Source organism: Ferrovibrio sp. GW821-FHT12D07, assembly GCF_058807275.1.
In genome coordinates, this window is record NZ_JBXAQN010000001.1 from 653,829 (window position 1) to 665,770 (window position 11,942).

General features: G+C 64.4%; 13 protein-coding genes and 1 pseudogene. 12 read left to right on the forward strand and 2 right to left on the reverse strand.

Annotated features, from left to right (window positions below):
- Positions 1-11: 11 nt before the first annotated feature.
- Positions 12-863, reverse strand: a complete 852-nt coding sequence (locus AC1RRE_RS03405; RefSeq protein ID WP_492979680.1) for an NHL repeat-containing protein — start codon at positions 861-863, stop codon at positions 12-14.
- Between the two features lie 145 nt (positions 864-1,008).
- Between AC1RRE_RS03405 and sppA the strand changes: the two genes are divergently transcribed.
- The 5 genes from sppA to AC1RRE_RS03430 are packed head-to-tail and all read left to right on the forward strand — an operon-like array spanning position 1,009 to position 4,744.
- A complete protein-coding gene (gene sppA / locus AC1RRE_RS03410; protein WP_492979681.1) occupies positions 1,009-1,932 on the forward strand; it encodes a signal peptide peptidase SppA in 924 nt (307 codons plus the stop codon).
- A gap of 40 nt (positions 1,933-1,972) precedes the next feature.
- Positions 1,973-2,278 carry an integration host factor subunit beta gene (ihfB, locus tag AC1RRE_RS03415; RefSeq protein ID WP_492979682.1) on the forward strand — a complete coding sequence of 102 codons (306 nt, stop codon included), beginning with the start codon at positions 1,973-1,975 and terminating at the stop codon, positions 2,276-2,278.
- Positions 2,279-2,298: 20 nt separating this feature from the next.
- Positions 2,299-2,601, forward strand: coding sequence for a LapA family protein (locus AC1RRE_RS03420; RefSeq protein WP_492979683.1), 303 nt, complete (start codon positions 2,299-2,301; stop codon positions 2,599-2,601).
- Positions 2,602-2,603: 2 nt separating this feature from the next.
- Positions 2,604-3,545, forward strand: a complete 942-nt coding sequence (gene lhpI, locus AC1RRE_RS03425; protein ID WP_492979684.1) for a bifunctional Delta(1)-pyrroline-2-carboxylate/Delta(1)-piperideine-2-carboxylate reductase — start codon at positions 2,604-2,606, stop codon at positions 3,543-3,545.
- Complete coding sequence (locus tag AC1RRE_RS03430; RefSeq protein ID WP_492979685.1) at positions 3,542-4,744, forward strand: FAD-dependent oxidoreductase; 1,203 nt, start codon at positions 3,542-3,544, stop codon at positions 4,742-4,744. Before lhpI ends, AC1RRE_RS03430 begins: the two co-directional genes overlap by 4 nt.
- Here the strand turns inward: AC1RRE_RS03430 and ddpX are convergent.
- Positions 4,681-5,283, reverse strand: a complete 603-nt coding sequence (gene ddpX, locus AC1RRE_RS03435) for a D-alanyl-D-alanine dipeptidase (RefSeq protein WP_492979686.1) — start codon at positions 5,281-5,283, stop codon at positions 4,681-4,683. The two genes, AC1RRE_RS03430 and ddpX, sit on opposite strands and share 64 nt — an antisense overlap.
- A 53-nt stretch (positions 5,284-5,336) precedes the next feature.
- Here ddpX and tsaB point away from each other — a divergent pair, with 53 nt between their 5' ends.
- The 7 genes and pseudogenes from tsaB to ybeY form a co-directional block, all read left to right on the forward strand.
- Entirely contained in the window at positions 5,337-6,452 is a 1,116-nt protein-coding gene (tsaB, locus tag AC1RRE_RS03440; protein ID WP_492979687.1) for a tRNA (adenosine(37)-N6)-threonylcarbamoyltransferase complex dimerization subunit type 1 TsaB, read from the forward strand.
- A gap of 142 nt (positions 6,453-6,594) precedes the next feature.
- A complete protein-coding gene (locus AC1RRE_RS03445; RefSeq protein WP_492979688.1) occupies positions 6,595-7,023 on the forward strand; it encodes a Ros/MucR family transcriptional regulator in 429 nt (142 codons plus the stop codon).
- Positions 7,024-7,177: 154 nt separating this feature from the next.
- Complete coding sequence (locus AC1RRE_RS03450) at positions 7,178-7,606, forward strand: Fur family transcriptional regulator (RefSeq protein ID WP_492979689.1); 429 nt, start codon at positions 7,178-7,180, stop codon at positions 7,604-7,606.
- Positions 7,607-7,627: 21 nt separating this feature from the next.
- Positions 7,628-8,479 (forward strand): lysophospholipid acyltransferase family protein, encoded by an 852-nt coding sequence (locus AC1RRE_RS03455; protein WP_492979690.1) that lies wholly within the window; start codon positions 7,628-7,630, stop codon positions 8,477-8,479.
- A 326-nt stretch (positions 8,480-8,805) separates the two neighbouring features.
- Positions 8,806-10,182, forward strand: coding sequence for a tRNA (N6-isopentenyl adenosine(37)-C2)-methylthiotransferase MiaB (gene miaB / locus AC1RRE_RS03460; protein ID WP_492979691.1), 1,377 nt, complete (start codon positions 8,806-8,808; stop codon positions 10,180-10,182).
- A 34-nt stretch (positions 10,183-10,216) separates the two neighbouring features.
- Positions 10,217-11,278: a PhoH family protein gene (locus AC1RRE_RS03465; protein ID WP_492979692.1), complete on the forward strand. Its 1,062-nt coding sequence runs from the start codon at positions 10,217-10,219 to the stop codon at positions 11,276-11,278.
- Between the two features lie 24 nt (positions 11,279-11,302).
- Positions 11,303-11,794: pseudogene (gene ybeY / locus AC1RRE_RS03470) on the forward strand (rRNA maturation RNase YbeY); the annotation flags it as partial.
- Positions 11,795-11,942: the final 148 nt, after the last annotated feature.

Consider the following 11,942-nt stretch of genomic DNA (forward strand, 5'->3'; position numbering starts at 1 on the left):
TTCAGCGTCTGTTATTTCAGGGCGGCAGGATCGAAGGAAAACAGCAGCGGGAAAAAGGTTTTCCAGCTGTTCCAGCGCTGTGATCCGGCTTCGCCGACTGCCCACAGCAAACCATCGCTGCCGCGCGCAAGGTCTTCCAGTCCCGCCATCGCCGCATGCTCGGCCAGCACCGCGCCGGTTCGCGTGTCGATGCGATAGAGTTTGCCCATGCTGCCATTGCTGGCGCTGATCCACAGCCGGCCCTGCGCATCGAAGGTCGCGCCCTGCGCATGGAAGGGCAGCGGCAGGCTGCGATCCGCCTGCGCCGTGCGAAACGGCTCACTGGAATTGCCGAACAACACGGCTGGATCGGCGGCGACCAGACGCGCCGCTGCATCGTCGCGGCTGTAGCGGCCGAACCACAGCAGGCGTCCGTCGAAGGCGAGGAAGCTGCTGCCCAGCGCCGGATCCTTTTCCAGTTTGCGTGGCATGCCTACCGGCACGGCGCGTCCGGCCTGCAGCGACCGCGGCAGGTCGAAGGCATAGAGCGAGCGGCCGCTGTCGGCGACGAACAGCAGACCGCCATCGGGCGTGGCGGCAAGACCGTCGGCATGGCCGATACTATCGGGCAGATCGAAACTGCCGATCACCGCGCCGTTCTTGGGATCAACGGCGAAGACGCGCGCCGGCCCGCGATTGACCTGCGGCTCGGTGCTGCGATAGGCGCCGACAAATAATGTATCGCGCGCCCAGGTCAGCCCCTGTGGCACATAGCCTTCGGTGAGACCCGGCGCCCAGTAGCGATGACGGATGGCGGAATCCAGCGGCGTGGCCGACACTGTGCGTTCGGTGTAGCGCGGCGCATCGCCACCGGTCACAGCCATGTCGGCTGCTCCTGCCGGCGACAGGCTCAGGAGCAGCAGAAGGGCGGTGCAGGCGACACGCATCAAGGAACTGTAACCCTGGCCCGGCGGTTTTGTCTGCCGTCCTCCCTTGGCAAAAACCAAAGCCCTGCCTAAGTTTACCCCCATGTCCGATACCGATGCCTGGCTGGAACGCCGCAAACTCAGCCGCCGCCTGACCTGGTGGCGCTTCATCGCCGTTGCTGCGGTTCTCGCCGTCGCGCTGATCGGGCTGTACCGCCTCGATCCCGGCAATCTCATCCGCAGTCATCAGGTGCATGTCGCGCGCCTGGAGATCAGCGGCGTGATTTCCGAAAATGACTGGTGGATGGAAAAACTGCAGGAGGCGGCCGAGGATGATCGCGTGCGGGCGCTGGTCCTGCAGATCAACAGTCCCGGGGGCAGCACCTATGGCGGTGAGGCGCTGTTCCAGGCGGTGCGCAAGGTCGCCGAGAAGAAACCGGTGGTGTCGGTGATCGGCACGCTGGGCGCTTCGGCCGGCTATATGGTGGCGATTGCCGGTGATCATGTGCTGGCGCGCGAGACCTCGCTGACCGGCTCGATCGGCGTACTGTTCCAGACCGCCGAATTCTCCAAGCTGATGGAAAAGGTGGGGGTCAGCGCCGAGACCATTACCTCGGGCGCGCTGAAAGCCGAGCCCAACCCGACCCGGCCGATGAGCCCCGCCGGTCGGGCCCAGATCCAGGGCATGGTCAACGAGACCCATAGCTGGTTCGTGGGGCTGGTGGCCGACCGCCGGAACCTGCCGGCCGAGAAAGTGCGCCAATTGGCCGATGGCCGGGTCTATTCCGGCCGCGCCGCCCTGGATAACAACCTGATCGATGCCCTAGGGGGCCTGCAGGAGGCCCGTGGCTGGCTGGCCGGGCGTGGTATCCCGGCCGATTTGCCGCTCCGGGACATCCCGCCGGACCCGCCGGCGAGCATGCTGGACGGCCTGGGCAGCCGGGCCTTTGCCAGCCTCCTTGGAAAAAGCCTTTTTTCCGAAAGACTTAAGCTTGACGGCCTGACCTCGGTTTGGCACCCTGAGTAGCGAACGAGGGGGCCCGCAGCCGCTGGGCTAAGGAAAACCGATGATCAAGTCCGAACTCATCAACCGTTTGGCCGAGCGTAATCAGCATCTGACTCAGCGCGACATCGAGCGCATCGTCGGCACGATTTTCGATGAGATCGCCAATGCGCTGTCGCGCGGCGATCGCGTTGAATTGCGCGGTTTCGGTGCCTTTTCGGTGAAGCGTCGTCCGGCGCGCACCGGCCGCAACCCGCGCACCGGCACCGCTGTCGACGTGCAGGAAAAGTTCGTGCCCTTCTTCAAGACCGGCAAGGAACTGCGCCAGAAGCTCAATCTGTCCGCCAAGCAGACTGCCGACGCCGAGTAATTTCCAGAGCGGGGGTCCGCATGCGCTTTCTGCGCGTTTTCCTTGGCGCCCTCCTTCTCCTGATCCTGGTGGTGTTTGCCGTCGCCAATAAGGGCGCGGTGACGGTCAGCGTCGATCCGCTGCCGTTCCAGATTGAACTGCCGCTGTATCTGCTGGTCTTCCTGGTGTTTTTTGCCGGACTTGTTCTGGGCGTCGTGACCGGCCGGCTGAATGCCTGGTCGGCCTCGCGCCAGAAGGCCGCCGAACAGCAGCTCGCCGCGCAGAAGGCGGCCGCATCCGCCGATACGTCTGGCGCGCCGCTGCCGCCCGCACCGCTCGTCTGATCATGCGCCTGATCGAGACTGCCGCTGTTCATGGGGCGCTGCCTTACGCCAGGTTGATCACGCATCTGCGTGAGGCTTTTTGCATCGGTGGCGAAGCGCCGTTGCGCAGCCGCTTCCATATCGACGACCCCAAGGGTGGCGTGGGCGGAACCCTGCTGGTCATGCCAGCCTGGCAATCGGGCCGCCATATCGGCGTCAAGGTGGTCACTGTCTGCCCCGACAACGCGCAACTCCGTCTGCCGTCGGTGGGCGCTACCTATCTGCTGATGGACGCGCGCACCGGCGCGCTCAAGGCGGTGATCGATGGCGAGGCGCTGACCTTGCGCCGCACCGCCTGCGCTTCGGCACTCGCTGCCGGCTATCTGGCGCGCAAGGATGCGCGACATCTGCTGATGATCGGGTCGGGTTCGCTGGCGCCGCATCTGATCCGCGCGCATTGCACCATGCGCGACTATCGGCGCATTGAAATCTGGAATCGCAGCCGGGCTGGAGCCGAGACGCTGGCTGCAAAGCTCACGGATTTGGGCGCATCGATTGCCGTGGTTGATGATCTGGAATCGGCGCAACGCGCGGCCGATACGATCTCCTGCGCCACGCTCAGCCGCGAACCATTGGTGCGTGGCGACTGGCTCAAGCCGGGCACCCATGTCGATCTGGTGGGCGGTTTCACGCCGCAGATGCGTGAGGCCGACGATGTCGCAATGGGGCGCGCTGCCGTCTGGGTTGATACGCGTACCGGTGCGCTGAAGGAGGCGGGCGACCTCGTCGTGCCACTGACGAATGGCGCGATGAAGGAAGAAAACGTGCGCGGCGATCTCTTTGATCTCTGCCATGCGAACGAATTCGTGCGTGGCGATGCGGCTGTCACGGTCTTCAAGTCAGTGGGCACTGCGCTGGAAGATCTGGCGGCGGCCGAGCTTGTGGTGGAGACGCTGGGTCCATGAAAATCATCATCGTCGGCGGCGGCATCATGGGTCTGAGCAGCGCCTGGGCCTTGCGGCGCATCGGCGCCGAGGTGGTGCTGATCGAGCAGGGCGCATTGCCCAATCCGCTTGGCTCCTCGGTCGACCAGCATCGCCTGATCCGGTATCCATACGGCGCGCAGGCCGGCTATACCCGCATGGTGCGCCATGCCTATCACGCCTGGGACCGCGTCTGGCGCGATCTGAAGATGAAGCTCTATGCCGAAACCGGTACGCTGGTGATGAGCGGCGAGGGTGATGACTGGGCGGCCAAATGCGCCGCCGTGCTGAAGGACGAAGAGGTCGAGCATCTGAGCTTTGATGCGGCCACCATCGCCGGCCGGTATCCCATGCTGAACGAGGCCGGCCTGCAGGATACCTTCTACTGTCCCTCGGGCGGGCTGCTGTTCGCCGAGGCCATTGTGGCGGCGCTGACCACACATCTGCGCGACCGTGGCGTGAAGATCGCAACCAACCAGACCGTCACTGCGGTGGATGCCGAGGCCGGTACTGTCACGCTGGGTGATCACGGCACGCTGCAGGCGGATCGCGTGCTGGTGACGGCCGGACCCTGGACATCGAAGCTGCTGCCCGGTCTGGCCGATGTCTCGCGGCCCTCGCGCCAGGTGGTGGTGTATCTACAGCCGCCGGCGGATTTCTCCGCCGCCTGGTACAGCGCGCCGATGCTGCTGGAAATCGGCGCGACCAAAGGCTTCTACATCGTGCCGCCGCGTATCACCCGTGACGGCATGCGCACCGGGCTGAAGATCGGTGATCACCGCTTCGGCGCCACCGCCGATCCCTCGAAGGATCGCGAGCCGACCAAGGCTGAGATCGCCGGCATCATCGACAACGCGCGCCATCGCATCGCCGGTCTGGATGATTACAAGGTCACGCAGGCCAGGACCTGCTTCTACGATGTCGAAGCCGAGGAGCGCTTCCAGTTCCGCACGCTGGGCAGCCGCGCCTACGCCTTCTGCGGCACGTCAGGCCATGGCTTCAAGTTCGGACCGCTGGTCGGCGAACTGATCGGTGATGTGCTGATGGACAAGGCGGAAGCGCTGACCACGGCGCAGTGGCTGGCCGGCAATGTCGAGCGTGTGACGCTGACTGCCGATCACATCGATCCGGCCGGCGCCATCAGCAGTGTGCCGGCATCCGCATCCGACAAGAGCGGATAGCGGCGCGGCTGGAACAGCTGATAGTGCCACCATTCATTGCGATAGAAGTCCCAGCCGGCGGCGGTCATGATACCCAGCAGCAGCGCGCGGTTCTTCTGCTGCTCAGGGCTGATCTCCAGCACGCCATGGAAGGCCAGCGGCGTGAAGGCATCGAAGCCGGTGCCCATGTCCAGCTCGTCGCCGGCGGCATCAACCAGCGTCACATCGACGGCCGCGCCGCGCGAATGCGGCGAACCTTTTCGTGGGTCGGCCAGGAAAGTCGGGTCGGGATTGTGGTTCCACAGCGCCCAGGCGGCTTCCGTCGGCCGGAAGGCATCGAACACTTTCAGTCGCAGGTCCATCTGGGCGGCGAGCCGGATGGCGTTTTTCAGCAGTCCGGCAGCCTCGGGGTTGAGGAAGCAGGCGGCGCGGCCGTAGATCGGCTTGCCCGTCAGGTTGTCGTCCGTGGCATAGCGCATGTCGATCAGGACCGGAAAGTCCGGCGGTTTGATCTCGACCAGCTTGATCTCGACCGGGCTGATCTCGACGGGGGCGGTCATCGCTGCTACTCCATCACCATGATGAATCCTTCCTACCATCGCCGGCCGGGCCCGTGAAGCTGCTGGCCATTGATACCGCGCTGAACGCCTGCTCGGTTGCCATCACCGATGGAGAACGGGTCCTGGCGCGCGTGGTCTCGGCCGGCGGCAAGGGCCATGCCGAACGGCTGCTGGCGCTGATCGAGGAAGCGCGGCTGCAGGCCGGTATCGAACTGACGGCACTCGATGGCATCGCAGCCACGGTCGGCCCAGGCTCCTTCACCGGCATCCGCACGGCCTTGGCCACGGCGCGCGGCCTGGGGCTTGCGCTGGATCGCCCGGTCTACGGCGTCACCACCACGCAGGCGTTGGCCGTGGCGGCTGCCCGGCCCGGCTGCGGCACGGTGGCGGTGATCGATGCTCGCCGCGATGAAGTCTATCTCCAGGTCTTTGCACCCGATGGAAGCGCGATTACCGAGCCGCTGCTGCTGGCGCTGAAAGATGCCGCTGCGCTGCTGCCGGCGGAACCGCTGACTCTGGTGGGCAGTGGTAGCGCGCTGCTGGCAGAAACTTTTGGCCGCACGGATCTGCATCTGTCACTCGTTTCGCCTGATCCCGACCCGGTGCTCGTGGCGCGTCTGGCAGCCGGCATGCCGAAACCGCAAATGGCGCCGGCACCGCTGTATATCCGCCCGCCCGATGCGGCTTTGCCCAAGGCGCCGCAGCCGCGCGCAACCCTGTCGGTCGTCATCGAGCCCTGCGGCATCGAAAGTGCGGAACTGGTGGCGGCCCTGCATGCCGATGCATTTCCCGATGCTGCCTGGACGGTCGAAAGCCTGCGCGATCTGATGGCCATGCCGGGCGCGCTGGCGCTGCTGGCCCGGACCGATGATGCGCAGCCTGCCGGTTTCGTGCTGCTGCGTCAGGCGGCCGACGAGGCCGAGGTCATCACGCTGGCGGTGCGGCCGCGCCTGCGTCGCCTTGGCGTGGCGCGTCGCCTGCTGGACGCTGGCCTTGCCGAACTGAAGGGGCGCGGCGTTACACGCTGCTTCCTCGAGGTCCAGTCCGACAACCGGCCGGCGCGGGGGCTGTATCTCGCGCTGGGCTTTGCCGAGGCTGGCCGCCGCGCCGCCTATTACCAGACCCCGGCCGGGCCGCGTGACGCCATTGTCATGCAGCGCCCGCTCTGAGGCCTGCCTTTAAAGTCCTGGTTGAAACGGCAGCGCTCCGACACGCTATAATTTGTTGCGAATAGGCTGGATTTACAGAGTTGGGCTCCATAACTTAAGTATCGACCCTGAGATTTACTTTAACGATTACTGGAGCACGCCGATGCCGCAGTCCGCAGAGCGGTCGCAATTGCTGGCGCTGACCGCCCAAATCGTCGCCGCCCATGTCGCAAGCAACCGAATCGAGACCGCCGCCCTGCCGGCACTCATCCGTCAGGTCTATGCTACGCTGTCCGGCCTCGAAGGCACGGCTTCCGCCGCGCCGTCATCGAGTCCTGCAACTGCGGAGCGCTTGCAGCCGGCCGTGCCGGTGAAGAAATCGGTGATGCCCGATTTCATCGTCTGCCTGGAAGACGGCAAGAAGCTGAAGATGCTCAAGCGACATCTGATGAGTCATTACAAGATGACCCCGGAGCAGTATCGCGAGCGCTGGGGCCTGCCGGCCGATTATCCGATGGTGGCGCCGAATTACGCCCTGCAGCGTCAGGTGCTGGCCAAGAAGATCGGTCTTGGCAAGGGGCGTCGCCGCTAGACTGCGGCACCGGCCGCGCAGTATTAACGAATCTGCTGATTCGCGACCGTGTTCGCCGGTGTTTTGTAGGTGCCGTGGTGCGTTTCATCGGTCGGTCGGCCGTGCTAAGGTCGACTCGCAGGGAATTTCAACCAGATAAGGGCGTTCGGCGAACATGAGCAGCCGCCTCGAACAACTTTGCGAACAACTTGGCATGCGGATGACCGACCAGCGGCGTGTGATCGCCCGGGTCCTGAGCGCATCGCATGATCATCCCGATGTGGAAGAACTGCACCGCCGCTCGGTTGCCGTCGATCCCCGCATCTCGATTGCCACGGTCTATCGCACCGTGCGCATGTTCGAGGAGAACGGCATTCTCAGCCGCCTCGATCTGGGCGACGGCCGTGCGCGCTACGAGGAAATGCCCGAGGCGCATCATGACCATCTGATCGATACCCGTTCGGGCAAGATCATCGAGTTCAACGATCCTGAACTCGAGGCCCTGCAGGAAAAAATCGCGGCCCGTCTGGGATACAAGCTGGTCGATCACCGGCTCGAACTCTTCGGTGTGCCGCTCGACGACAAGGAAAAGAAGAAGGGCTGATCGCTCAGTCCTTCCATCACCATGACAGCCCGTGCCATTGCGACGCTCACCGTTTTCCTTGTCTGGACGGTGCTGTTGATCCCCGTGCAGATGCTGCTGCTCCGCATGGGTAGCCCGCTGATGCGCCGCCTGCCGTATTTCTATCACGTCTCAATCTGCTGGTTGCTGCGCGTGCGTGTGCGCACCGTTGGCCGTCCGTCACAGGCCGCGCCGACACTGTTCATTTCCAACCATATCTCCTGGCTCGACATCGTCGTGCTTTCGGCGGCACTGCCGGAAGTCAGCTTCATCGCCAAGCGTGAAGTGAGTGAGTGGCCCTTTTTCGGCACGCTGGCCAGGCTGCAGCGCACGGTGTTCGTGGAACGCGAAAAGCGCTCGCGCACGGCCGAGCATCGCGACGAGATGGTCGAGCGCCTGCAGAATGGCGACCGCCTGATCCTGTTCCCGGAAGGCACGTCGTCAGACGGCCTGCGCATCCATAATTTCAAGTCCGCTTTCTTCGGCATGGCCGAGCAGCCGGTGAATGGCCGCCCGCTCACCGTGCAGCCCGTCAGCATCGGCTATGCGCGCCTCAACCACATGCCGGTCGGCCGACGCTGGATGCGGCTGTTCGCCTGGGTCGGCGACGAGGACCTGGTGCCGCATCTGTGGCGCTTCCTGAAGGCCGGTCCCAGCGAGGCGGTGGTGGAATTCCACGAGGCCGTCACCATGGAGCAGTTCAACTCACGCAAAGGCATGGCGGCCTGGTGCCACCAGCGCGTGGCCGAAGGCCTGAGTGACATCAACGCCGGCCGCGAACTGCCCGGCCCGCGCACGCCGCCGCAACTCAAGCTCCAGCCGGCCCCGGTCACCGCGATGGACAACATTTCCTAAACCGCAAATTCGTTGCCCGGTCTTGCAGGCTTGCCCAGCCTGAATCGTCCTAGAGAATAGGGGCCGACCAGCAAGCCAGCCGTCGCCAGCCAGCCTTTGCCCCTGCCGTTTGGGCTGTGCCTGCCGGTTTCCGGCTGCACAGCCCAAACGTCCCTTCGATAACTCTTTGATTCTCCTGTGAAGAATCTGTGACGCAGGACCCCCTGCATCCCGGTTGCCCTTGGTTTTTGGGACCCGGGGTGGTAGCGTGGGTGTGTCGGAAACGAATTCTTAAGGAGCGTCTGGGGCGTCGTCAGATCGAAGGCCCGCCCCGCTGAAACCCGGATTTGGCCAAAAAGCTGTTCATCAAGACCTACGGCTGCCAGATGAACGTCTACGACTCCGCCCGCATGGCGGACGTGCTGGCCCCGCTTGGATACGCCAAAACCGATTCGCCCGAGGATGCCGACATGGTCATCCTCAACACCTGCCACATCCGCGAAAAAGCCGCCGAGAAGGTCTTCTCCGAGCTCGGCCACTGGCGCATCCGCAAGGCCGAGGCCCGTGAAAAAGGCGGCGACGTCACCATTGCCGTCGCCGGCTGCGTGGCCCAGGCCGAGGGTGAGCAGATCAACCAGCGCGCGCCCTTTGTCGATCTCGTCGTCGGCAGCCAGGCCTATCACAAGCTGCCCGAACTGCTGGCCCGCGCCGAACGCGCCCGGGTGAAGCCCAGCGGCGGTCGCGGCCTGCTGGAAACGGCGTTTCCGGTCGAATCGAAATTCGATCATCTTCCTGATGAGATTTCGTCTGCGTCCGGCCCGGTCGGCTATCTCGCCGTGCAGGAGGGCTGCGACAAGTTCTGCACCTTCTGCGTCGTGCCCTATACGCGCGGCGCGGAATATTCGCGCCCGGCCGAGGCCATCATCAGCGAAGCCCTGCGTATCGCCGCGACGGGTGTGCAGGAGATCGCGCTGCTCGGCCAGAATGTGAATGCCTGGCATGGCGCAGGCGCCGATGGCCGGACCTGGTCGTTGGCACAACTGCTGAAAACCCTGAAGGACCGCGTGAATGCGCAGTATCCGCATATCCGCTGGCGCTACACCACCTCGCATCCGCTGGAAATGACCGATGATCTGATCGCCGCCCATGGCGATCTCGAGACGCTGATGCCTTTCCTGCATCTGCCGGTGCAGGCCGGTTCAGATGCAGTGCTGAAAGCCATGAACCGCCAGCATCGCGCCGAAGACTATCTGCGCATCGTCGACAAGCTGCGCACAGCCCGGCCCGACATCGCGCTCAGCGGCGACTTTATCGTGGGCTTCCCCGGCGAAACCGATCGCGATTTCGAGGCGACGCTCGATCTGGTGCGCCAGGTGCGTTACGCCTCGGCCTATTCCTTCAAGTATTCCATCCGTCCCGGCACGCCGGGCGGCCTGATGCCCAACCACGTGCCGGAAGCAGTGCGCCGCGAACGTCTGCTGGCGCTGCAGGCGCTGCTGCGCGAGCAGTCGACCGACTTCAACCGCGCCTGCGTCGGCCGTGAACTCGATGTGTTGTTCGATCGCCCGGGCCGTCCCGGTCAGGTGCTGGGGCGTTCGCCCTATCTGCAGTCCGTCATCGTGGAGGATGCGTCGCTGCAGGTTGGCGACCGCGCCCTGATCACCATCACCGCCGGTCACGGCAGTTCCATCGACGGGCAAATCGCTCGTCGCGAGGCAGCATGAGGGTCGATTGGACGCAGCAACGAGGCCAAAGCCTGTGAGCGATGCACGCGGCGCGGATAAGACGGCAGCCGATCCGATCATTCTGGATTTCGAGGACAATCGTCTGCTCGCGCTTCTGTTCGGCGAGCATGACCGCTATCTGGCCCGCATCGAGGAACGCCTCAATGTGACGGTGGCGTCGCGTGGCAACCGGCTGATGATCACCGGTCCGGCCGATGCGATGGCGCAGGCCCGCAAGATTCTCACCGACCTCTATCGTCGCCTGGAAAGCGGCGCGGAGATCGAGATGGGCGATATCGATGGTGCAATCCGCATGACGCAAGGGGGTCCAATGAATGCTCCAGTGACGGCGAAGCTGCGTGACAAGGCCGAGTTGGTTCGCGATGACCGTCCGGTCCCCGATGGCGCGGTGCGCACCAAGAAGCGGATTATCCTGCCGCGATCGCATACGCAGAAGCTCTACTTCGAAGCGCTGCAGCAACATGAACTGGTCTTCGGCCTCGGCCCGGCCGGCACCGGCAAGACCTATCTTGCCGTCGCCATGGCGGTGAACATGCTGCTTGAAGGCCGCGTCGACCGCATCATCCTGTCGCGTCCCGCCGTCGAAGCCGGCGAACGCCTCGGCTTCCTGCCGGGCGACATGCGCGACAAGATCGACCCCTACCTGCGTCCGCTCTATGACGCGCTTTACGACATGCTGCCGGCCGAACGCGTGGCCAAGGGACTGGAAAGCGGCGAGGTGGAAGTCGCGCCGCTGGCCTTCATGCGCGGCCGTACGTTGGCCAATGCCTTCGTCATTCTCGACGAAGCGCAGAATACCTCGCCGGTGCAGATGAAGATGCTGCTGACGCGACTTGGCGAGAATTCACGCCTGGCGGTCACCGGTGACCTGTCGCAGATCGATCTGCCGATCGGTGTGCCGTCAGGCCTGCGCCATGCGCTGGATATCTTGGATGGTGTCGAGGGCATCTCGTTCGTGAAGTTCGGCGAGGCCGATGTCGTGCGTCATCCGCTGGTGACCAAGATCGTACGGGCCTATGCCCAGAAAGAGCAGCAGCTCGATCTCGGCGCCGACGCCATGCGTCCCCGCCGCTAGAAGCAGGATTATCCAGGTTCCGTCATGCCCGAAGGTTCCAGTAGCCAGTCCCGTATCGAGATCGATATCCGCATTGCCGCGGCCGGCTGGCGCACCGCGCTGCCCGGCGCGGCGGCGGCGATCCGCAAGGCCGTGCAGGCGGCGCTGAAGTCCGAACTGCCGAAGACGGCGCGGGTGGCGCTCAGCATCCTGCTCACCGAAGACGCCGAGATGCGCAAGCTCAATGCCGGCTGGCGCGCCAAGGACAAGCCGACCAACGTGCTGTCCTTTCCGGCCGAGACCGCCATCGATCCGTCACGACCGCCGCCGTATCTGGGCGATATCGCGTTGGGGCTCTCGACCTGCCGCCGTGAGGCGAAGGAGCAGGGCAAGACCCTGGCCGACCATGTGACGCATCTGACCGTACATGGCGTGCTGCATCTGCTGGGCTATGACCATATGGACGACGACCAGGCTGAAGCCATGGAGCCGCTGGAAACAGCAATCCTGGCGGACATGGGCGTCGCCGATCCCTATAAATCCTCCGCGCCAGCCGTTAAGAAGGCCCCCAGGAAGACTGCTGTTAAGAAGCCTGTTGCAAAAAAGAAGAGTGTTGTGAAAAAGAAGCCCGCGGCCGCCCGGTCGCAGAAGAAAGCCGTGCCCGTCAAGGCGAAGACGAAAACTG